The organism is Methylobacterium sp. E-005 (genome assembly GCF_022829725.1).
Taxonomy (GTDB): Bacteria; Pseudomonadota; Alphaproteobacteria; order Rhizobiales; family Beijerinckiaceae; genus Methylobacterium.
This window is the reverse complement of record NZ_JAKSYG010000109.1, coordinates 18,525-38,329: the sequence shown is the minus strand read 5'-3', so window position 1 is coordinate 38,329 and position 19,805 is coordinate 18,525. Positions and strand designations below refer to the sequence as shown.

Annotated in this window: 23 protein-coding genes and 1 pseudogene; 4 read left to right on the top strand and 20 right to left on the bottom strand. The window is 64.3% G+C overall.

From position 1 onward, the window contains the following. Both MKK88_RS13400 and MKK88_RS13395 read right to left on the bottom strand, forming a co-directional pair. Positions 1–234: pseudogene (locus MKK88_RS13400) on the bottom strand (hypothetical protein); the annotation flags it as partial. Positions 235–461: 227 nt separating this feature from the next. Continuing rightward, positions 462–1,217, bottom strand: a complete 756-nt coding sequence (locus MKK88_RS13395) for a CatB-related O-acetyltransferase (protein WP_244000426.1) — start codon at positions 1,215–1,217, stop codon at positions 462–464. 484 nt (positions 1,218–1,701) lie between these two features. Between MKK88_RS13395 and MKK88_RS13390 the strand changes: the two genes are divergently transcribed. Beyond that, on the top strand, positions 1,702–2,793 hold the full coding sequence (locus MKK88_RS13390) for a GSCFA domain-containing protein (RefSeq protein ID WP_244000424.1): 1,092 nt from the start codon (positions 1,702–1,704) through the stop codon (positions 2,791–2,793). Between the two features lie 252 nt (positions 2,794–3,045). Here MKK88_RS13390 and MKK88_RS13385 read toward each other — a convergent pair whose 3' ends face one another. From MKK88_RS13385 to MKK88_RS13365, 5 genes are all read right to left on the bottom strand, one after another. Then, positions 3,046–3,666: a hypothetical protein gene (locus MKK88_RS13385; protein WP_244000422.1), complete on the bottom strand. Its 621-nt coding sequence runs from the start codon at positions 3,664–3,666 to the stop codon at positions 3,046–3,048. Positions 3,667–3,828: 162 nt separating this feature from the next. Next, a complete protein-coding gene (locus tag MKK88_RS13380) occupies positions 3,829–4,041 on the bottom strand; it encodes a hypothetical protein (protein WP_244000420.1) in 213 nt (70 codons plus the stop codon). After that, entirely contained in the window at positions 4,038–4,604 is a 567-nt protein-coding gene (locus MKK88_RS13375; protein ID WP_244000418.1) for a terminase small subunit, read from the bottom strand. The genes MKK88_RS13380 and MKK88_RS13375 overlap by 4 nt, the downstream gene beginning before the upstream one ends. A 110-nt stretch (positions 4,605–4,714) precedes the next feature. Next, entirely contained in the window at positions 4,715–5,317 is a 603-nt protein-coding gene (locus tag MKK88_RS13370; RefSeq protein ID WP_244000416.1) for a hypothetical protein, read from the bottom strand. 300 nt (positions 5,318–5,617) lie between these two features. Then, positions 5,618–6,343 (bottom strand): hypothetical protein, encoded by a 726-nt coding sequence (locus MKK88_RS13365; RefSeq protein ID WP_244000414.1) that lies wholly within the window; start codon positions 6,341–6,343, stop codon positions 5,618–5,620. Between the two features lie 80 nt (positions 6,344–6,423). On the opposite strand from MKK88_RS13365, the gene MKK88_RS13360 reads away from it, so the two are divergent. Then, the gene (locus MKK88_RS13360; RefSeq protein ID WP_244000412.1) at positions 6,424–6,618 is read left to right on the top strand and encodes a hypothetical protein; all 195 of its coding nucleotides are present in this window, start codon (positions 6,424–6,426) and stop codon (positions 6,616–6,618) included. A gap of 29 nt (positions 6,619–6,647) precedes the next feature. Here the strand turns inward: MKK88_RS13360 and MKK88_RS13355 are convergent, their stop codons facing one another. The 8 genes from MKK88_RS13355 to MKK88_RS13320 all read right to left on the bottom strand — a co-directional run bounded on the left by MKK88_RS13355 (position 6,648) and on the right by MKK88_RS13320 (position 11,629). Next, complete coding sequence (locus tag MKK88_RS13355) at positions 6,648–7,013, bottom strand: hypothetical protein (protein WP_244000410.1); 366 nt, start codon at positions 7,011–7,013, stop codon at positions 6,648–6,650. Then, positions 7,010–7,213, bottom strand: a complete 204-nt coding sequence (locus MKK88_RS13350) for a hypothetical protein (protein ID WP_244000408.1) — start codon at positions 7,211–7,213, stop codon at positions 7,010–7,012. Before MKK88_RS13350 ends, MKK88_RS13355 begins: the two co-directional genes overlap by 4 nt. Then, on the bottom strand, positions 7,210–7,503 hold the full coding sequence (locus MKK88_RS13345; protein WP_244000406.1) for a hypothetical protein: 294 nt from the start codon (positions 7,501–7,503) through the stop codon (positions 7,210–7,212). Before MKK88_RS13345 ends, MKK88_RS13350 begins: the two co-directional genes overlap by 4 nt. Positions 7,504–7,505: 2 nt before the next feature. Further along, positions 7,506–7,652: a hypothetical protein gene (locus tag MKK88_RS13340; protein ID WP_244000404.1), complete on the bottom strand. Its 147-nt coding sequence runs from the start codon at positions 7,650–7,652 to the stop codon at positions 7,506–7,508. Positions 7,653–7,805: 153 nt separating this feature from the next. Beyond that, a complete protein-coding gene (locus tag MKK88_RS13335; protein WP_244000402.1) occupies positions 7,806–8,189 on the bottom strand; it encodes a hypothetical protein in 384 nt (127 codons plus the stop codon). A gap of 10 nt (positions 8,190–8,199) precedes the next feature. After that, a complete protein-coding gene (locus tag MKK88_RS13330) occupies positions 8,200–8,349 on the bottom strand; it encodes a hypothetical protein (RefSeq protein WP_244000400.1) in 150 nt (49 codons plus the stop codon). A 195-nt stretch (positions 8,350–8,544) separates the two neighbouring features. Then, positions 8,545–8,814, bottom strand: a complete 270-nt coding sequence (locus MKK88_RS13325; protein ID WP_244000398.1) for a hypothetical protein — start codon at positions 8,812–8,814, stop codon at positions 8,545–8,547. 457 nt (positions 8,815–9,271) lie between these two features. After that, positions 9,272–11,629 (bottom strand): EAL domain-containing protein, encoded by a 2,358-nt coding sequence (locus MKK88_RS13320; RefSeq protein WP_244000396.1) that lies wholly within the window; start codon positions 11,627–11,629, stop codon positions 9,272–9,274. A 444-nt stretch (positions 11,630–12,073) separates the two neighbouring features. Here MKK88_RS13320 and MKK88_RS13315 point away from each other — a divergent pair, with 444 nt between their 5' ends. Next, positions 12,074–13,765, top strand: coding sequence for a methyl-accepting chemotaxis protein (locus MKK88_RS13315; protein WP_244000394.1), 1,692 nt, complete (start codon positions 12,074–12,076; stop codon positions 13,763–13,765). A 277-nt stretch (positions 13,766–14,042) separates the two neighbouring features. On the opposite strand, the gene MKK88_RS13310 is transcribed toward MKK88_RS13315, so the two are convergent. From MKK88_RS13310 to MKK88_RS13300, 3 genes are all read right to left on the bottom strand, one after another. After that, on the bottom strand, positions 14,043–15,308 hold the full coding sequence (locus MKK88_RS13310; RefSeq protein ID WP_244000392.1) for an SPFH domain-containing protein: 1,266 nt from the start codon (positions 15,306–15,308) through the stop codon (positions 14,043–14,045). Between the two features lie 154 nt (positions 15,309–15,462). Beyond that, on the bottom strand, positions 15,463–16,398 hold the full coding sequence (locus tag MKK88_RS13305; protein ID WP_244000390.1) for a hypothetical protein: 936 nt from the start codon (positions 16,396–16,398) through the stop codon (positions 15,463–15,465). A 98-nt stretch (positions 16,399–16,496) separates the two neighbouring features. Beyond that, a complete protein-coding gene (locus tag MKK88_RS13300) occupies positions 16,497–16,796 on the bottom strand; it encodes a hypothetical protein (protein ID WP_244000388.1) in 300 nt (99 codons plus the stop codon). A 318-nt stretch (positions 16,797–17,114) separates the two neighbouring features. On the opposite strand from MKK88_RS13300, the gene MKK88_RS13295 reads away from it, so the two are divergent. Continuing rightward, positions 17,115–17,417 (top strand): PilZ domain-containing protein, encoded by a 303-nt coding sequence (locus MKK88_RS13295; RefSeq protein WP_244000386.1) that lies wholly within the window; start codon positions 17,115–17,117, stop codon positions 17,415–17,417. A gap of 31 nt (positions 17,418–17,448) precedes the next feature. On the opposite strand, the gene MKK88_RS13290 is transcribed toward MKK88_RS13295, so the two are convergent. Together MKK88_RS13290 and MKK88_RS13285 are read right to left on the bottom strand one after the other, a co-directional pair. Further along, positions 17,449–18,630, bottom strand: a complete 1,182-nt coding sequence (locus tag MKK88_RS13290; RefSeq protein WP_244000384.1) for a glutathionylspermidine synthase family protein — start codon at positions 18,628–18,630, stop codon at positions 17,449–17,451. A gap of 696 nt (positions 18,631–19,326) precedes the next feature. Continuing rightward, a complete protein-coding gene (locus MKK88_RS13285) occupies positions 19,327–19,755 on the bottom strand; it encodes a MucR family transcriptional regulator (protein ID WP_244000382.1) in 429 nt (142 codons plus the stop codon). Between the last annotated feature and the right edge of the window lie 50 nt (positions 19,756–19,805).

The window sequence follows — 19,805 nt, the reverse complement described above, 5'->3', positions numbered from 1 at the left end:
GTGAAGTGGAAGGCGGTGCGCGAGAATGCGCTGGCGTTTATCGACCAGCACGGCGCCGCACGAGTCCACGCGCAGGGTGCCGCTCGTCGGATGCACGCCGAACAGCTCGTGCGCGGTCCAGCCGAGCCGGTGCCCTTCGGGGCCTTGCTGGTCGTTAAACGCCAGCGCATTCTCGCCCACCGCCTTCCGCTTCCCCGGGGCGAGATGACGGCACGGCGAGGCGTGCTCGGCCAAGCGGTCGATCTGGTCGCGCCAGGAGGCGAGGGCGGGGCGGAGGTCTGCGATGCCAGGGGGGGGGACGGCCGAATGGTTGCCGGCCCGCTAACCGTTCGCTCGGCCCCGCCCCGATCAGCTCACGGGGCGGGGGGGGGCGTCCGATCTTGTTACAGATCAGATTTCACCGAATAAAAAGATCGTTGCTGACTCTCAGACAGAAGTCAGCCCAGCTCTTTCCCATGCTATCATTGAGAAATCAACTTACCTATATAATTACGGGAAGGGCGAAAACGATTTATTTCTTTGTTATCAATCAAATGCGTCATACGATCAATAAAAAGTTCCATATCCGTATGATGAGTCTTGGTTTGCACAGTCTTGAAGTCGAAATCCCACCATTTCAAGTCGTTTAGAGATGCTATCTGCTTGTCGCTATAGCGAAATCTAACAATTCGGCCGGGATTTCCTACAACAACTGCGTATGGCGGAACATCTTTGGTGATGACTGCACGTGATCCAATTATAGCGCCGTCGCCAATGTTGATTCCTCTCCTTAAAGTTACATGCTCGCCAATGTATACGTCGTGGCCAATGATAACATCTCCGTTGTTGGTGGGATGGAAATGTCCTATGCCATCATCCATGTCGTAGCCCATATCTTCATAGTACTTCGCGCGCGGCATAAATCTCGTATGATAAACCAGTGATGACGTTGTAAACATATTCGTCTGGTGGGAAATGGGTAAAATGCTTACACTGCCCCCGATTGAGCAGTATCTTCCGATGGAAACAAATTCTGGAAACGCGCTCCATGAATAACTAAAGGCGCCAATTGTAAAAAATTCAGAACGCATGAAATAGCATGAATAGTCTTCGGCAAAAACGTTGTCCTTCGGGATCGATATTATTCCGTCCTTAATCCAAGGAGCTACATCATTATCGTATGTGAAACAGATTTTTGTTCCTAATAATCGGGCGATCTGTGCGTCTGATAGTTTCATTTATTTGCACCTATTGTGTTACGCAAGCATCGGCATTTATTGAAAAATTGCTGCTATCCGGGGTCGCCATGCTGTTACCTCGGCGCAGATTGGGCGAAACTCAATTAGATCCAGAGGGATCATGTGCGGGAGCGCAAGGACCGATCCGTTATAAAGGCTCGTGACCCGGGATGGTACCCGACGCCGTCGACATCGCTATCGTACGCCCCACCTTCTGAGCGACAGGAGGCGCCCTGCCGAGTTGGGGATACTCAAAGCACAAGGCTCGATGCCTTGAATGCCCGACGGCAAATGCTCGCCCCGCCCGATCTGATCACTGCAGAAATCGTCCGATCTCACCAGCGTGAGAGCCGAGCCCATACGGAGTTGGCGTGGCGGTCACCGGATAAAATGTGGCTCGTACACCCAGCGCGATAGTTGCTAGAAGGCGGAGCGATCCCGAGCGAACGGGCAAGCGCGTCGAGGAAGGTAGCTGCACACCGCCATGCAGATATACACCGGATCACAGGCATACAGTGCGCTAAAGGGCAATGTCGCTAAGGATCAAGCGAGGATCCCTGTCAAAACCGAAGCTCATTTGTTTAAGAACGGTGGCATATTCCCGCGCATAACACCAAAATTCGGCCTCGATAGCGGTGCGAAGATATTTACGATTGGCTCGTGTTTCGCTCGTAATATCGAGCGGGTTTTAGTCGAGCTTGGGTTCGATGTTCCGGTTTCACGGTTTGCCCTGGAGGGTCCCGAGCCAGAGCTTCCGATGCCGGCGCCGCAAATCCTCAACGAATACAACGCGGGCACAATCCTGCAGAGAATTGAAAGCGTTGTTGGGCTCTTCAATTACTCTCCAGGAATGGGCGTAGAGGAGACCGACAAGGGTTATATTGACACGTTCTTGCACGTAGCGACTTTGCCCATCCCGCTACCGAGGCTGCTTCGCAGGCGAGAGCGGATCGCAGAACTGTACGCCGATCTACTCAAGTCCGATGTTGTTATCATTACGTTGGGCTTGGTTGAAGCATGGTACGATCGTATTCAGGGGTGCTACCTCAACAAGGCCCCAAGCCGCGCCGCAGTTCGCGGAGATGACACGCGGTTCGAGTTGCATACCTTCGACGTAGATGATGTAGTATCGCGAATGTCCCGTGCGATCGAACTCATTTCGAATGCGGGTGTTAAGAATATTTTACTTACCGTCAGCCCCGTCCCGCTGGAAGCGACTTTCAACCCTATCGGCTCAGTGCAAGCTAATAGTTACGCGAAGTCTGTCTTACGTGTGGCGGCCGGGATCTTAGTTCGCAAATTTCCGAGCGTCGACTATTTTCCGAGCTATGAGATTGTAACATCATTCGGCAGCGCCGCATATATCGATGACAACATCCATGTTAAAGAAGATGTTATTGCTGAAGTTACGCGGTATATGGCGGAGTGTTACATGCGTGACGAGCCGTATGTAATGAATGCTCCCAAATTCGATATCGTCAATGATCAGCCGTCTAACTTAATGAAGAGCGAACAGAGCACGGTTCCTTCGGAGAGAAGTCTGTTTGGTTTCTTGAGGCGTGTAGGCCGACGCTAAGCACACACGTCTCGCCTCGCAGCCATTCCTCGGTCGTGATCCAATGCACGAAAAAGCCCGCGCCGGCGAACCGGGCGGGCTCCTAAGGCTCGGCACCCCGGGCGGGGAAAGCCGAACCTTGTCTCGGAGATATCGCAACTACCGCCAAAGAAAAAGCCCTGCGCGGCTGGGTTGGCGAGACCCAAACGACGAAAGGCGCCCCAGCCGAAGCCAGGGCGCCGAGAGCCGTGTGTAGCGGAGTGTGAAGCAGCGCTATCGACGCGCCGGCACTCGGGCATCTCGCTCCAGTTCGTCGATCCGGCGCTGCATCCCCTGAATCGTGTCGCGCGGCGTGTTGAGGTCGTAGAGCCCCTGCCGGTTCTGGTCGGCTTGGCGCTGAAGATCCGCATCGCGTGCACGCTGGGCCGCCCACATCTGCTCGTGTTCGCCGCGTGGAACCACCTGCTTGGCGATCGCATCGACATCGCGCTCGACGCGCTCGATCCGGCTGTCGGTCAGGCGCTGGAGATCGTCGCGGCGCTGCGTGACGACGTTGAAGCGGTTGTCCAGATCCTCGCGCGGGACGTAGCGCTGGGCGGCTGTCTCCACCTTGGCGATCGCCATCTCAAGGCGGCCCTGGCCAGTGTTGATCCAGGTGAAGCCCATCGTACCGATGGAGCCCAGCACGCCGAGCAGGATCGCGATCGGCTGCCAGTTGATGGTGGATCGCGCCTTCACGTCGGAGGTCAGTGCCGCGAACCCACGCTCGACTGAGCCGGTCAGAGACGCCAATCCCGCCGTGAGGCCGGCAACGTCCTTCTCGACGCGCACCAGCCGTTCGGCGTAATCGCCAGCCGAGTGCGGCTGCTGTTGCTGCTGGAGCTGTGCGGTCATGATCCTGGCCCCCAAGGCCGGAGAGCCGCGCGCCGGTGTTCCGGTCGCGCGTTGGTTTGCACGAACCGGCCTCCGGTGAGAGGCAAGCCGCGTTGGGTCGGGTAAATGAGAGGCAACCGGCCGCCCGAACCCCGTGAAAGTTTCACGGGGTTCGGGGCTCGATCAGGGCTTGGCGAAGTCGCGCCGCACGGCCTCGATCCAAGCGAGCGCTCGCTCGCCACACGCCGTCTTGGCGCGGTCCAGGACCTTGGCCCGGCCGACGATCCGGACGACGTCGCCCGTGGTCAGCGACCGGTCCGGGATCTCCGGGAACGACCGCTTGAGGCAGGTGGCGACGTCGGCCGGCGGCGCCGGCAGCGTCACGCGGATACTCACCCCTCCGGTGGCTGCTGATCCTGTCCGTCAGGCTCATCGTCGGCGTCGCTTTCCGGGAGCCAGCGGCGGCCGAGCTCAAGCCGCGCGGCGGCGAAGGCCCGGTTGGTTTCTTTGCGGGCCAGCGCCTCGATCTCGGGGGCGCTGTCCATCGTCGTGGCGCGGGCGGCGATCTTAGCCGCCATGTTCGACAGGCCGGTTCGGAGGACCTGGCAGAACGTCGCCAGGTCGGCGAGCGCATCGTGCCGGGAGACGACGGACTTCAGCGCCTCGTCCGCGCCAATCTCGGCCACGACCGCGTTGGCCACCGCGCGGCGGCAGTCCGCGTCCTCGCGCCGCGATTTGCTGCTGTCGTCGCCGGCGTTCATCGCCACGTTCTCGACGGCGCGCTGGATCTTCCAGTCGATCACGGCCGCCGAGTCGAACTGGTACTCCACGCCGTTGCTGCCGCGCTCGACGTAGGGGCAACCCTTCTCGACCCAAGTCGAGATGGTGTTGGTGCTGACGGCGAAGATCTTGGCGAGCTCGGTGCGGTTGAGCAGCCGACCGTCGATCGCGCCGGACATCAACAACAACCCCCGTTTTCAAAATTTTAGAGACGGTGAACCATCGGGGTCCGAATTCCCCCCGTTGGCACCGGGGCCCCAGAGGGACCCGGCATATTTTCCTATGATACTCAGAGGAGCAGGGTCAGCCTCGCACCCTTTGCGAGGTTGTCGGGTGCCCAGAGAGGTTGAAGGTTCGAGAGCGCCCAGGCGTGACGCCACTCATTCGGGTTGGCCAGATCGAAGGATGCGAGCGGGCGGCGGTGATCGATGTGGATATCGCCTGCGGTGAACCGCGCCCAGGTCATCCCATCCGTGAATTGCCGTTCAAGATGCCGGCGAAGCTGAGCAACCGTGTAGCCTAACGTTCGGAGAACCACCCCGCTTTCACCATCGCGGCATAGTGCGCCGCGTATGTGCTCGCTAATTTTCAAACCTCTTTGACGCCGCCGTTCTGCCGCTCTCAGCCTTTGCTTGAGGTTGAAGTCTGGGTCCAGCTTGTATCGGAGAGCGAAAGACTGAGCCTTCGTGAGCGTTGGATCGGACCAAGGCTTGGCCGCGATCCGGTCACGGAGGTTCTGCTCGCGGCGTGCAACCGCAGTTTGATGAGCCGATGCGCGTCGGGTCGCGCCCTCTGCACTGATCTCGGCCAGCTTCCGCATACCGAGACGCCGCCGCCGCCGCTCGCATTCCGCTCGCTTGATCTCGCGAAAGCGCTCGTGTTCTCGGCGCATCCACGCCTTCGTCGCAGCGCGACTTCGTGCGCGCGCTTCGGGGCTGCGCGCAGCGTTCCTACAGGCCTTGCAGGTATGATCTCTGCCGCCGATCCGGCGGGTGACCCGACTGAAGGCTTCGACTGTCTTCGTCTCGCTGCACCGCTTGCACGTCTTCTCGGCGACCGTGTTAGGGTCCGTCTCAGCCACAGCTCGCGCTCCAACGCTGGCCTTGATCAGAACCGGTACGGTGCTTCAACGCCGTTCCGGTTCGCCCTCAGTCTAGCGTGAGGTGCGCCGCGAGCAATGCGGCGATATTCGCTACTTTCGCCTGATATCGTTGACGACGAACCGCTCCCACCCCGCCCGGAAATGCTTCCGGTAGGCGACGGGCACCACGGCGCCTGCCTTCTCGTAGTAGGGGAAGCGCTTCTTGTAGCTGACCCCCTTCACGAACAGGAAGACCGGGACAGCGAACTTGTCCTTCTGCAGGTAGATCCCGTTCGGCGCCTTCCCGTGGTCGCGGAAGACGACATACTCGACGTTCCGCCCGGCGTTGCGCCGCTTCGAACGCGCCGTGGTGTTCTGATGGCGGTCGGACTGGGCGCCGAGCGCCGAGAGCATGCGGGTGAGGAAGGCGCCCGACACGTTGCCGTTGCCGTCCCGCGGGCAACGCGTGCTGGGCACCGCGAACTCGCCCGCCAGCATCAGGCCCTTGCGGATCAGCAGGACCTCGAACCGCTTGTGGCGGCGCGTGCCGCCGGCGACCTGAGGGCCGAGATACTTCCAGGCCGGGATCGAGCCGTTGCCTTCCTTGAACCCGAGCTCGGCGGAGAGCCGCTGTTTGGTGGCCGGCCGGACCATCAGGCTGTTAAGCGTGAAGTTCGACGGCTGGTCGAACACGGACCGCATGGTCTCCCGCTCGGCCTCGCGGGCATCCTTCATCGCGTTGGTCAGCGCGAAGGCGGCGACGAACGGCACCTGCTTGGCGGCGCGGCCGACGGCCTCGGCCTTCAGACCGAACTCGCTGGCGTCGAGCTTCAGCATGGGCCTAGCGGCCGGTCGGCCGGTCCGTGTCGATCACGACCACTTGGCCGGTGATGGGGTTGAGGATCGGGACGAGGGCCATGTCAGGCCTGCTCGGCCGATTGGTCTTCCAACTCCGCAAGCCGATCGAGTTCCCGACGTGCAGCCTTGCCGGCATCGAGCGCGGCATCATACGCGTCGCGGGCATCCACAGATGCGCGCTCGGCAGCGAGCTTCGCGTCGAAGGCTCGAAGCTCGGCGCGGCGCGCGATCCGATAGGCGCGCACTGCGACTAGAAGCTGATCGTTTGTTGCCTGCGCCATGGTCAGCAGCCCTGCATCGGTTGCGGGAATTCGCGGTGCTGCTGCACCAAGCGCGTGGCAGGCCGCTCGACCGTGAGCTCGGCGGCGTTGTCGAGGATGAGGACGGTGACGTCGGTCACGCCGGAGGCCGCACAGAGGCGGATCAGCTCGTCCGACCAGGCCGCGGCCTTTTCCTGCGGAAGCTTCTGCGTGGTGCGCAGAACGAGGATGTCGCCGTGTCGAACCTCCACCCCCCGCCACGCGGACAGGGCGACGGTCGAGCACCGTGCCACGGCGAGGCGTTCCTCGCGGACTTCCGGGCGGGCCGAGCGATCATGGCCCATGCGGGCGAGCTCGTTGGACCAAGCGAGGCGCCGGCGCGGGCTCATGGGCGAGAGCCGCACACGATCTTTGTGTATCGCCCGTCGCCGAGGAGCTGATCACGGGCGACGGTGGCCTGTCCCGCCATCATGCAGGCGAAGACGGAGGGCGTCTTCACGGTGATTACGTCGAGCGCAGTGTCGCGCTGGCAGTCAGCTTGAGCGGTCGAGGCGGCGCACACCAGGATCAGGGCGAAAACCGTGTTCATGCGCCGGGCATCCCTTCGACGGGCAGGCAGCGCGCGGTGATCCGCGCTCCGGCCGGCAGCAGCTTGGTGAGGTCGGCGAACTCGGCGATGCGGGTCGCCCGCGTCATGCAGACGTACTTGCTCTCGGTGCGCTCACGGCCGAGCATCACCCGGCAGGCCTTGGTGCAAGCCTGGACCTCGATGCGCCAGCCGAGCGTCGCTGCCTCGCCGAGCCTGATGGCGCCGAGCAGGATCGCGGCGGCCAGCGCCATCTCTAGGATGAGGAGCGCCAGCAGGCTGCGGATCGACATCTTCAACCCTTGGTGGGGTACAGCGCCACGCAGAGCAGGATCACCAGAGCGAGCACCAGGACCTGCGCGGTCAGCGGCGACAGGCAGACCGGCGACTCGAACGGGGCGACGTGCTCTGGCGCAGGAAGGTCGAGGATGAGGCCGTCCATGTCAGGGGGCTTCGCCTACGGATAGGGCGCGCCCGGCATGGACGGGGCGGTCGACGCAGAGTGCCGGGGCGGGATCGCGCCAGGACCGGACCGGATCCGGCGCAACACGACGCAAGCCGATCAGCAGCGCGATCCGCGCAACGAGACGGGACATCACAGGCGCGAGGCCTGCAGGACGGCACGCGCATGCTCGCGCTGCTCGTCGACGAAGTGGTCGCGGAAGACCGGGAGGCTGAGGCGCGCGGTCACCGCTCGCTCATCGGCGACGCTCGGGGCCGCCACGACGCGCGTGCAGGCAGCAACCTCTGGACCTCGCATCGCCGCGATCGTGTCGCGGAAGATTCCCACGCAGGAGGGCGAATGCACGATGACCACCGCGCCATCCGACGGGAGGCCCATGATCATACGATGGGTGCGGCCGGAGCGGCGCTTCTCGGCGGCGGTGGGCTTGGCTTCCTCGATGCCTTCGGCTGCCGAGCGGGCCCGGGCATCCGCCGACACGCCGACGCGCAGCGGAGGGGCGTCCTGAAACAGCATCCGGTCAGCCTCAGCCGAAGATCGAGCGGAAAAACGAGGGGTCGAACGCCAGTCGAAACTGGAGGCTGTGCGCCCGGAAGCGGATGTCGGCCGGCGCGCAGTCGCAGCGCTGGATGGCGGCGCACAGGTCGAGGAGCGCGGAGCGCTGAGCGGCGGTCATGGGCGCCCCAAAAGAAAACCCCGCCGGAGCGGGGTTGTGGACGGGCCGAATTACGGGGGGAGCGACAACACGCGAGCTGACCATGAAAGGTGCTCGCGATAGAACGGCTGCGCGGGAGGCTTGAGACGGTCTTCTCGTAGGGTCAGCGGGTCGGGCGGTAATGCCCCTCAGCAGAGCCCGGCCCGCTGATGCCGATCAGGTCGTCTTCGCTGCGTTTCGGACGCGCTCCCGGTGGCGCAGCACCGCAGCCGGAACCGGCAGCTGTGCCCGGCGAGCGGGCGGCGATCCGGCCTCGTGATCGGGCCAATTGCCGGTCAGATCCCGGTAGAACCGTCGGGCATGGTCGCGGAACTCGTCTCGGTCGGCGACGTAGTCTTCCTGGGTGTGCCGGTGACTCGGAGCGCGCAACCGGTCCGCCAGGAGGCAGAGGCCGTGCAATCGCTCGACGATGTCGCGTTCGGTCACGGCCGCGGATCCGTCATGGGAACGAGTCTACCAAGAAATGAGCCGCTTTGGGAGCGGATGGGGAAGATGTGGGCCGGGCGCGACACCGGCGAAGAGCCTCAATGGGACATCCACCGAGCTGACCTAGGACCTCGCCCGGGCTTCTGCGACTTCAGCGCCGCCGCACCGTTTCGCACGGGCCGCAGCCCGAAACGATGAAGGCCCCGGCGGGTGTCGCCAGGGCCTTCTAAATCTCTGCAGGATCCGAACTACCGCAAGCCGTTCTCCCGGTCAAGCTGAGTTTACTAGGCTCCCTTCCGCTCATACTTCGGCCGGCGGCGCGAGGGTCTCTAGTGGCTGGGGAGCGAGCGCTGAGCTTTAGCCTCGAAGCGGACGTTCCGCTTCCGACCCAACACTGCCATACAGATGGTCGTCAACACGCCCCGAAACCGGACGGTCATGGCCCCCGGTCGCAAACTTAAGCCGACAGAGCCATCGGCACAGTGCTCTCCACCAATCGTTGCGGCCGTCCGACTAAGTAGCCCTGGATCGCGTCGCAACCGACATCGCGCATGAGCGCTAGCTGCGATGGCGTCTCTACGCCTTCCGCCTGAAGCGCGACATTCAACGCGCGCGCGATATGCGTGATGCCTTTCAGCACAGCCAACGAGTGGCGATCCGTCTCCGCCGTGGCCACGAACGAACGATCCACCTTGATGCGGTCGAGCGGCAAGTCGCGCAGATGTGAGAGCGATGAGTAACCCGTGCCAAAATCATCCATCGCCACCGTCACACCGAGGCGGCGAATGGCGTTCAGGACCTTGGCTATCTGAGGTCCATCCTCGACGATCGCTGTTTCCGTGAGCTCGATCTCCAGCCGTTTGGCTGGCAGGCCACTCTTAGCTAGAGCCTGCGTGAGATCGGACAGAAGCTGCGGCGAGCGCAATTGAACCGGTGAAACGTTCACCGCCACGTAGACATCGCTTGGTAACTGAGCGGCCTGTCGGCACGCCTCCTGCAACACCCAAGCCCCGATCGGGACGATCTGTCCGGTCTCCTCCGCCAACGGGATGAAACGGGCCGGGGAAACAGCCCCGAGTGTCGGGTGATCCCAACGGATCAATGCCTCATAGCCGATGATCCGATCGTCAACGAGTGAGATCACCGGCTGATAGGCCAGATGCATCTCCCAACGTTCAATCGCGGTTCGCATGTCCGTTTCAAGCTGAACCCGATCGGCGACGGTCTTCAGCATGTCGCGCGTGTAGCAGCTCGTTCTACCTCGACCCTGCCGCTTCGACTCGTATAGCGCGATGTCTGAGAACTGCATGAGTTCGATCGCATCGCGCGCATCATCCGTGCAGCACATGCCAATACTGCAGCCAATCGACACTGTGAGGTCATTGATCCCGTACGGGAGGGCAATAGCCTCGATCACCTCGGTGGCGACAGCCATTGCCTGTGCCTGATCGCCGTAGACCAGCACCGCCATCTCGTCGCCGCCGAGCCGGGCTACGAACCCGTCCGATCCCGCGATCGTCCTCAGCCTATTGGCCACCTGTATCAGCAGCTGATCACCGACAACGTGACCGTATGTATCGTTAATCTGCTTGAAGCGATCGAGATCGATCAGCAGGAGCTTGACGACTCGCTTGGGTACAAAATCGCGATCCAAACGCGCATTCAAGGCGCGGCGATTGGCGAGCTTGGTCAGGGGATCGGAGAAGGCCAATTCCGCGATCCGGCGCTGTGCCGCGCGCTCTTTAGTGACGTCGTCGAAGGTAACGACATTACCACCTTCCTCGATCGGACGGATCTCGACCTGCAGAATGCGTCCGTCCTCAAGCGGATAGTCGATTTGCCTCGAGTTTTCGACGTTCCGCCATTCGTCAACACGCTGGCGCGCCGCTACGCGCCGCTCTGTGGTCCAATGATGGCAATTGCCGACAATGTCGATGATCTGGTCGATTGTTCTGCCTGTTAGGTCAACATCGACAGGAATACCATAAATTTCAGTGTAACGCCGATTGTACAGGCGCACGCGCTCGGATGCGTCGAGATATAACAAGCCGTTCGACATATTGTCGAGTGCGGTTCTCAGGACCGAAGAATGGGCGCGCTCCTGGGCGTCGAAGCGTTGTGTTGCAATTATAGTCAGGAACGCCCCGAGGAAGAGTACAGCTGCCCCCGCAGTGGTGAAAATGCTGAGCACAATATTCTCGTGCGGGAAGCCGCTATAACCCTGGGTGCGCGCTAGCGTCGTGCCAGCAATCGCGACGAAGTGAGTACCAGTAACGGCGAGGGTGAAAAGAGCGCAGACTACCCGGGGGGTCGCCAAGCGTCGCGGCAGGCCACAAGCCAGCGCGAGGCTGCAGGCACCAATACCGGCAGCCAGAACGTTCATGAGCGGCGAATGTGTCTGTTGGCATCCTTCAATCGCGGCCATGCCGGCGTAGTGCATCCCAACGATGCTAAGCCCAGCAATCGCACCGGCCACAGCACGGATCCGCCACGATGGAAAAAGCCGAGCTACGGCCAACGGCAGGCCCGCGACCAAAATGGCGATCAGCACCGAGACAATAGTTCTCATGTCGTCAAAGGTCAGCACCATGTCGGGCCGGTAGCCCAGCATGGCGACGAAATGAGTCGTCCAGACGCCCAAGCCGGCAACAACCGCCGTGCCCGCGATCCAGCGATATCGGTAAGCAGGATCGGCATCGCTGACCGTACGCATCAAAGTAGCGACTAGCCATCCAGCCGCGAGGCAGATGACAACGGCAGTAAAAACAAAGCCGAGTGCGTGGTCGGCAGCTAAGCGGGCAGCACCGTAGATCATAGCCCTCCTATAAGCGCTTGCACCTAAAATTCGAATGAAGGGACATGATGAAGATGCGGTTCAGATTGAGGCGGTGGTGTAGCGTTAAAAGAAAACAAGTCCCTGTGTCGCAACGCTCTGTCTTTGAAGAAATAAGCACCTTCTGTAGGCGCGACCTCTCAGAGAAAAGAGTTTCATGACCGCAACTTTCGGTAGATGGAGTGACACGACGCCGAGCGTCGGCCCGAAATATCACGCTTATTTGAGGGGAGAATAACCCGACAGGCCTCACGCCGCCCGCAAATCTTAAGGTTTTCAGGGCGGAGGATTGGTTGCTTGGCGGGCTACCTGTGAGGGCGGGCAGTCGGCCCAGGCTTACCTCTTCGTGCCCGTGCGGCTGCCCGATCCCCTGCGCTCCGGCAGGCGGTGACGCGGCGTTCGGGACGCCTCGTCCAGGACCGGATCATGCGCCTTCGTCTGACTGTCAAAGCGTCGCTTCTCGCCGCCTTCGGCCTCCTCGCGCTCCTGTGCGCCGGTCAAGCCGTTCTAATGACCATCACGCTCTCGGGCATCCGGACCAACGTCACGGGCGTCGCCACGAACTGGCTCCCCTCCGTCGTGGCGATCACCAACATCCGCGCCGCCGCTTCGGAGGTCCGCATCAAGCAGTTGCGCACGCTGACCCTGTCCGGCAGTCCCGATCAGCGGGTCGAGAACGCGCGGGAGATCGACGAGGCCATGGTGGCACTCGCCGCCGCCCGGACGGCCTACGAGCCGCTAATCTCGTCGGCCGAGGAGCGGGCGCTCTACGCCGCGTTCGGCGCCACCTGGGAGCGCTACCAGACCGTCGGCCGCGAGGCGGCTCGCCTCGCAGAGGCGGGCAAGAGCGCAGACGGAATCCAACTCATGGCCGACCCAGCCAACATCAATCTGTATAATGCGGCCCGCGACACGCTGGCCAAGGACGTCGCTCTGAACGAGCGTGGCGCGCATGCGGATGCCGACAGCGCCATGGCGGCGACCGAGTCTGCGACCCTGACGGCCTATCTTTCCATTGCGCTGAGCGTGCTGGCGGCCTGCGGCGCGACCGCGTTCGTGCTGCTGCGCGTGTCCCGCCCGATCCAGGCGATGACGGGCGCGATGACTATCCTAGCCGCGGGCGACACGGGCAGCGAGGTGCCCCACCGCGCGCGCCGCGACGAGGTCGGCGCGATGGCGGCGGCCGTCCAGGTGTTCAAGGATAACCTGATCCGGACGCGCCAGCTCGAGGCGGAGACCGCGCAGGCGCGCCTAGCCGCCGAGGAGCAGCGCAAGGCCGGCATGCGGCAGATGGCCGACGGCTTCGAGGCCGCGGTCGGCGGGATCATCGGCACGGTGTCGTCCTCAGCGACCGAGCTGCAGGCGACCGCGCAAGCGATGACCGCCACGGCCACCCAAACCGCCAGCCAGTCGACGACCGTGGCGGCGGCGGCCGAGGAAGCCGCGTCCAACGTCAACACTGTCGCGGCGGCGGCCGAGGAACTCGGCTCGTCGGTGCAAGAGATCGGCCGACAGGTGCAGGGATCGGCCAGCCTCGCGCAGCTCGCGGTGAGTGAGGCCGATCAGACCGGCGCCCGCGTCCGGGAGCTGAGCGACGCCGTGTCGCGGATTGGCGACGTAGTCGGGCTGATCTCGAACATCGCCGGCCAGACCAATCTCCTCGCCCTCAACGCCACCATCGAGGCGGCCCGGGCCGGGGTGGCCGGCAAGGGCTTCGCGGTGGTCGCCTCCGAGGTGAAGGTGCTGGCCGAGCAAACGGCCCGGGCGACGCAGGAGATCTCCGGCCAGATCGCGCAGATCCAGGCCTCGACGGGGCAGGCGGTCACGTCGATCGCCGGCATCACTGGGCGGATCCACGAGATTAGCGGCGTCGCCACCTCGATCGCCGCCGCCGTCGAGGAGCAGGGCGCGGCGACGCAGGAAATCGTGCGCAACGTCGCCCAGGCGGCGGCTGGCACCGGCGAGGTCACCGGCAACATCTCTGGCGTGGCGAGCGCGGCGGAGGACACCGGCGCGGCAGCGAGCCAAGTGCTCGGGGCGGCGTCGGAACTCTCTCGCCAATCTGAGCACCTCACCGCCGAGGTCGTCCGCTTCCTCGCCACCGTTCGCGCGGCCTGAGACGAACCCTCGAATGTCCGCTTCCGCCTCATCTCCGCGCGGAAGCGGATGGGCTGGAAACCACCCGTTCCGGTCGTAGCTGGTCGTTCGCCGAGCTACCAGGAAGGGGACTTTCTGAGGGGCTGTAACGGGTCGAGAGCAAACCCTCCACACCGTAACCAAGCACCGGATCTCAACTTTCGCGGTCGCTCGGCGGTGACCAGTCTTGCGAGACGATCTATCGGAACAATTACAGTCGCATCGCGCCGCGCACTCCTTGCTGCGTGGCGGCGATTGCTTAGCCCTTTGTGGGCGTCGCGGCTGGCAACTGGGGTTTGGACTCGCCTGCCCCGAACCAGCTTCTGACCGTGCCGAGGATGCCGCTCGGGATGATCACCCAAGACGGCAGGAACCCCGACGCGTTGCCGTTCCAGCGCCCCGCGAGCGTCTGCCGCGCCTGCGCATCCAAGCGGCGGATTTCCAGGTCGAGGATCCGCTCCTGGATCGGCAGCGTGGCGAGCTGAGCCTGGGCCGACTGCGCCCGCTTGTTGGCCATGAAGGTGTCGTCGATGGCCGCCTGGATCGCCGCGTTCGCGAAACTCAACTCGTCGGCGAAACCCAGGGTCGTCACCGTGACGCCCATGGGCGCGAACTGGTCGGTCACCACCTTCTCGACGGCAGCCATGATCTCGGCCTTCTGGCGGATCGCGTCGTCGGTCGAGCGGCGGCCGAACTCGCGCGCCAAAGCAGCCTGCACGGTGCGGTGCACGTTGCCGTCCACCACCTCGGCGAGCGAGCGGCCGTACAGCACCGAGGCGAAGCGGGCCTCGTCCGTGTCCTGGGCTGCGGGCTTCGTGCCGAACCAGTACAGAAACTTGGCCGCGTCCTCCTCCTTCACGAAGGCCGAGATGACGACAGAGGTCGAAAGCCCGATCGAGTCGGCGGTTTCGAAGCGGAAGCCTTGGTCGGCGCTCGACGTGCCGCGGTTGGCCGACGTCGTCCACTCGCGTGATACCGGCGTGCGGTCGACGATGATCAGGCGAGCGGCCGGCACGTAGTAGTCCGACAGCGTGCCGGTGTTCGGCAGCTTCGTGTGCGGGATCTGCACGCGCTTGGCCGCTACCTTGCTCTCGGCGAGGAACCGCTCCGAGCCGAATTGGGCTTGGCTGGTCTTCGTGTCCCCGCTCTCGGGGATCACGAAGGCCGACTGGTTCGGCAGGATCTCGATGTATTCGCCGTAGTCGTATTTGCTGAAGTAGGCGCGCGAGGGCTCCGGCATGGCGACGACGCCCAGGCCGAGCAGGACGGCGGCCAGCGGCGCGCGGCGTCCGGGAACGAGCCAGACGAGCGCCAGAACGGCGAGTAGCCCCAGGAACGGCAGCGAGGATCCGCTCGCGAGATCGGCGGTGGCACTCGTTTTCAGCGGGGCGAGGTCGCTGTCGGACAGCTGCTCGACGGCGGTGCGGCCGGCCACCATGCCGGCCTCGATCGACGCGAGGCGGGACAGGCCGACGTAGGTTGCGACGGCGCCGAGCGAGATGCCGGCGCGGATGAGGGTGGACATGGATCGTCTCGATAGTGCGATGCCCGGTTCGGGCGGGGGCGATATCAGTGTTCGCGAGGCGTCTGCTCAGTGGTTCGGCGACGAAGCTCGACCTTGAGCCGAGCGAGCGTCGCATGGAACCTTTCGCACCTGCGTAGTGCTCGGTGCGCCCCGGTCAGGCTTGCCGTTCGTGCGCCGGCGACCAGTCCCGCGGGTCGATCTTGCGGACCGGCGAGGCCCGGAGCGGCGCCGCGCGCCGTCCGGCCACCCGGCGATCCCGCTCGATGTGCCGGCGAGGCCGCAGGTTCGGCAGCGGCGTCCGCTCCTCTTCCGCCGGCTCGATCCACGGCGCGATCGGCGCTTTGGGCGACAGAACCTCGATGCTGGTGAGGAACTGCAACGCGGGCACTAGGTAGACCAGCGCCGCGTGCCAGTAGGCGTAGCGCAGCTGCTCCTCGACCACCTCAGTCCCGGTGCGGGTGTAGTTCAGCTTGCAGAACAGGCCGGTGTCCCGGGCATCGCCCTTCGAGGTCGCGATCTCGTCGTGGCTGGTGAACCACGGCTTGCCGTCCGGGCCCTCGCCGCAGGGCTTATGGATTGTCCGCCAGAGCGTGATCTTGCCATTGTCCGACATCGCCGGCTCGACCTCGATGCCCCCCCCAACCTCGGGAGGCCTGCGGATCGCGCCGGTCACGAGCCACGAGGGGGTGGCGTCCAACACGGCGGAGATCATCACGTCGAGGCTGGCCTTGCCGCGCAAGTCGACCTGGACGGGATAGGGTGAGAGATCGAGTGGACAGCTCGCGGATCCTACGGCCGCTCGCTTCATCGTCTCACTCAGGACCTGGAGGTGTGCCTCGATCGTGATGGCGTCGGGATGCGGGTCGCCCATCGCCGGCGGCATGCCGGGCTCGCGGGACCAGTTGTCGACCGGGCCGCCCATGGCGACCATGCGCCAGACCGGGTCGGACGCGCATCGCGGGCCACGGATCGGGCTGTCCGCCCGGCGCTTCGGCAGCTCGTCGCGGATCGCCCAGCGCAGGGCTTCCTCGATCGTCATCTTGCGGCGCTTCGTGGCGCTCTGGGTGGTGCTCTGCGTCGTTGCCGGCACGGTGGGTCCCCAATGCTGTGCCGGTTCGAAACGAAGCAGCAACGGCACTGTGGTCCAGCGCCGATTTGGACATTGTCAAGCTGTTCGCGCGCGACATCTCAACCGCGACGCTCGATCCTGTTCTTCTCAGCCGCGATCTTCTCGCAGGCGCGCACCCGCTTCCTGTCGAACGTGCGCCTCTGCATATCCCGAGCTTGGCAGAACTGTGAGATCGACCCGCCGACCTCGCCTTCGGTGACGATCGCCCGAGCCCAGACGAGTACGATCTTGCGCTCCTCGGACCGGTCGCCGAGCACGGTGCCGGTGAAGGCCAGGATGTCGAAGGTGGCGCTGGGCTGACTCTTGTTGGCGCTCTGCAGGGTGTTGCCGCGTGGCGCGTAGATGGGCGTGTAGGGCATCGCCCGGAATGCCGTCTTCAGCCAACGCTCGACGTCGGCGCAGGTGAAAGGCTCGCGAGGGGGATCAGGACCTTCCGGACGGGTGAGCATTGAGCGCGGTGGCGCGGCCCAAACCGCCGCTGCTCGTTCCTAGCATGTTCCGGATCACGAAAGCGTGGCAAGCGCGACATCGTGGACGCCTGGCATGTCGGGCTTCTGCCCCCTCCGCCCATCGCCGGCGACAGTCGGGTTGCTCCGATCCGTACAATTTGAGCGGTTTCCAAGAGCCGATCTGCATGCGGGCCGCGCACAATGTTTGTGTTGAGCCGTGAGCACCCGATGATCGAGCGCCGTACCGAGTCCCGTACATACCTGTCCGATGTCAGTGGCCAGATCCTGATCGACGAGCACAGGACCGTGCCGTGCATCGTCTCCGACCGATCCGTGAGCGGCATCAGGGTGACGCTGCCCGGCGCGGAGGACGTGCCCGACGCCTTCGTCCTGACGGTGGATTATACGGGGGAGCTGATCGTCTGCCGCGCCGCCTGGCGGAAGGTCGATCAGATCGGGTGCAGCGTCGACGCGCCTGCGGCTGCACGGCGTCCAACGTCGAGAATTTGGAGGCAGACGGCCTTGGTCTGAGATCGGGTCGCGATCGTAACCACTTGGCCTGTTACGTCGGCTCGATGAAGTGCGGAACCAGCTGCGAGCTATCGTTCGAGATCGGCCCAGCACTCTCGCGCAGGATCATCCCGGCCGGCTCATCACCGACCACCCACGATCCGATCACGACGCGCCGCCCGTCAAAGTCCGGTATCGGCGCCAAAGCCTGCCGGACGTAGCCGCTCCCGGCGTAGGGGCCGTCTTCGGTCGCGGCGACCTGCCCGTCCGTGACGATGGTGACGTTGGCCCCCTCGCGGCCCAGCAGCGGCTTGCGAGCGAAGCTCATGCCCAGTTCGAACTTGCGCGGGTCGGCCTCGAAGTAGGCCGGCAGCAGGTTCGGGTGGCCCGGGTGGCGCTCCCAGAGCAGGGGCAGGATGCCCTTGTTGCTCAAGACCATCTTCCAGGCCGGCTCGAGGAAGGTCGTGCCGCTGGCGACGATCGCCGGTCCGAAGCTGTCCCGCAGGAGCCACTCCCACGGGTAGAGCTTGAACAACAGGCGGATTGGCTCGCCGCCGCGATCAACGAAGGTCTGGCGACCGACCTCCTGGCGCAGGCCGATGTCCGACACGTCGACGAGGCGCACCTTCAGGTCGGCCTGCGCGGCGCAGTCTGCGAGGTAACCGACCGTGCCGCGATCCTCGGGGAACTCGGTCATGCAGGTCAGGTGCAGCGCGTTGCCGGCCCGGGCCCGGATCTCGACGAGGCGGGCGAGCAGACGCTCGTGGACCGAATTGAATTGGTCGGCGTCCGCCGGCAGCGCGTCGCTGGCTCGCATGTCCTCCAGCCATCGCCACTGGAACACCGCCGTCTCGAACAGAGCGGTCGGCGTGTCCGCGTTGTACTCTAGGAGCTTCGCCGGCCCGGTGCCGTCGTAGGCCAGATCGAAGCGTCCGTAGAGGTGCGGATCCCGAACGCATTGGCTGCGCGTCACGAGGCCGTGGGCCCAGTCCGGGATGCCGAGGCGCCGCATCAGCGCTGGGCTCTCAGCGATCTCGGCGGCGAGGTCGAGGCACAGCCGGTGCAGCTCGGCGGTCGGCGCCTCCAGATCATCCTCGATCTGCGCGAGGGTGAAGCTGTAGGCCGCGCTCTCGGACCAGACCTCGTGCCCGTCCTCCGTGGTGTGGAAGTCGTATCCGTCGTCGGCGGCGACCGCGCGCCAGTCTTCACGTGGGTTAAGGATGTGGCGGCGCATTATGCACCTGCGCCGTGCGCAGCTACCGCACGTCCCGATACCCCGAAGCCGCCGAACGTGGTGGTGCCCGTGGCGGCGCTCGCACCGGACGCACCGGACGATGCGCCACCATGGAAGAAACCGAAAAACCCCCCATGGCCGCCGGATGACGATGTCCCAGTACTCCTGCCGGTGGGATCCTGTACCGGTGATCGCCCATCGCTACACCCCGGTGAGGCGGAGCTCCCGCCACGTTCACAGCCTGGTTGGGCCGGGCTTTCCACCACCTGCAGTGGTTGGGGGATCGGCGGGGCGGTACGGCTGTACTGCCAGCCGACGAGCGCGGTCGAGCCAAGCAGCACCAGAGTGACTTGATGCGACCGCTTCATCGCCGGCCTGTCGCGCTCGCCTAACGGGGTCGAACGCGGCGACGGAGCAGCGCGTCGGCCAAAGATTGGTTGAGCACCGCGCCGCAGCATCGGGGATCCTCTGATATCAAGGGAGTTATTACCGTGGCGACGGTTACTTTCTCGTTCTGAATACGCTTTTGGCGCCGAAAATTGAGATTGGCGCCCGCATTCATAATTTGGCCCAAACGCTTCATCGTCATGTGGCAGTAACCAGCAGGGCAAGTCCGGCCTCGGCGTGCTTGGCGCTGAGGCGTTCGGGTCTTGCGGTACGGGTCAAATTTGCTGAACGCCTTTCGTGGGATTGCCGTCACTCCGCCGCCTGCCGCTTCGCTTGGCCGCCGGGCACGCCCAGTCCGATCGCCTTGGCGAGGGCGGAGCGCTGCTCGGCGTAGGTCGGGGCGACCATCGGATAATCGGCCGGCAGGCCGTAGCGGTCGCGGTAGGCCCGCGGGTCGAGGCCATGCGCCGTGAGATGCCGGTTCAGCGTCTTGTACGAGCGCCCGTCGAGGAAGCTCACGAGGCCGTCCGGGCGGATCGACTTGCGGATCTGCGAGGGGGACGGGATCTCCGGGGCGGGCGCGGCAGCGGCGGTGTTCGCAGTCACAGGTCCATCCTGAAGCGCGCGCAGCGCCCCGTGGAGCGTCGTGAGCATCAGCGGCACGTCGGCCGCCGCGACGTGGTTGTGGCTGACGTAGGCGGCGGCGATGCCAGCGGTGAGGTGGATGCTGTTGGTCATAGAGCTCTCCTGGATGATGAGGCCGGCCTGGTCGCGCATCGGCCGGGCGC

Excerpts from the sequence above, each read along its gene's own strand:
- MKK88_RS13360 (WP_244000412.1), top strand. The coding sequence starts at position 6,424 with ATGTCAGGCCTGCTCGGCCGATTGGTCTTCCAACTCCGCAAGCCGATC.
- MKK88_RS13295 (WP_244000386.1), top strand. The coding sequence starts at position 17,115 with ATGATCGAGCGCCGTACCGAGTCCCGTACATACCTGTCCGATGTCAGT.
- MKK88_RS13385 (WP_244000422.1), bottom strand. The coding sequence starts at position 3,666 with ATGACCGCACAGCTCCAGCAGCAACAGCAGCCGCACTCGGCTGGCGAT.
- MKK88_RS13320 (WP_244000396.1), bottom strand. The coding sequence starts at position 11,629 with ATGATCTACGGTGCTGCCCGCTTAGCTGCCGACCACGCACTCGGCTTT.
- MKK88_RS13335 (WP_244000402.1), bottom strand. The coding sequence starts at position 8,189 with ATGCTGTTTCAGGACGCCCCTCCGCTGCGCGTCGGCGTGTCGGCGGAT.
- MKK88_RS13330 (WP_244000400.1), bottom strand. The coding sequence starts at position 8,349 with ATGACCGCCGCTCAGCGCTCCGCGCTCCTCGACCTGTGCGCCGCCATC.
- MKK88_RS13300 (WP_244000388.1), bottom strand. The coding sequence starts at position 16,796 with ATGCCCTACACGCCCATCTACGCGCCACGCGGCAACACCCTGCAGAGC.
- MKK88_RS13315 (WP_244000394.1), top strand. The coding sequence starts at position 12,074 with ATGCGCCTTCGTCTGACTGTCAAAGCGTCGCTTCTCGCCGCCTTCGGC.
- MKK88_RS13345 (WP_244000406.1), bottom strand. The coding sequence starts at position 7,503 with ATGTCGATCCGCAGCCTGCTGGCGCTCCTCATCCTAGAGATGGCGCTG.
- MKK88_RS13350 (WP_244000408.1), bottom strand. The coding sequence starts at position 7,213 with ATGAACACGGTTTTCGCCCTGATCCTGGTGTGCGCCGCCTCGACCGCT.
- MKK88_RS13365 (WP_244000414.1), bottom strand. The coding sequence starts at position 6,343 with ATGCTGAAGCTCGACGCCAGCGAGTTCGGTCTGAAGGCCGAGGCCGTC.
- MKK88_RS13370 (WP_244000416.1), bottom strand. The coding sequence starts at position 5,317 with ATGCGCCGAGAACACGAGCGCTTTCGCGAGATCAAGCGAGCGGAATGC.
- MKK88_RS13340 (WP_244000404.1), bottom strand. The coding sequence starts at position 7,652 with ATGGACGGCCTCATCCTCGACCTTCCTGCGCCAGAGCACGTCGCCCCG.
- MKK88_RS13290 (WP_244000384.1), bottom strand. The coding sequence starts at position 18,630 with ATGCGCCGCCACATCCTTAACCCACGTGAAGACTGGCGCGCGGTCGCC.
- MKK88_RS13375 (WP_244000418.1), bottom strand. The coding sequence starts at position 4,604 with ATGTCCGGCGCGATCGACGGTCGGCTGCTCAACCGCACCGAGCTCGCC.
- MKK88_RS13395 (WP_244000426.1), bottom strand. The coding sequence starts at position 1,217 with ATGAAACTATCAGACGCACAGATCGCCCGATTATTAGGAACAAAAATC.
- MKK88_RS13355 (WP_244000410.1), bottom strand. The coding sequence starts at position 7,013 with ATGAGCCCGCGCCGGCGCCTCGCTTGGTCCAACGAGCTCGCCCGCATG.
- MKK88_RS13390 (WP_244000424.1), top strand. The coding sequence starts at position 1,702 with ATGCAGATATACACCGGATCACAGGCATACAGTGCGCTAAAGGGCAAT.
- MKK88_RS13285 (WP_244000382.1), bottom strand. The coding sequence starts at position 19,755 with ATGACCAACAGCATCCACCTCACCGCTGGCATCGCCGCCGCCTACGTC.
- MKK88_RS13310 (WP_244000392.1), bottom strand. The coding sequence starts at position 15,308 with ATGTCCACCCTCATCCGCGCCGGCATCTCGCTCGGCGCCGTCGCAACC.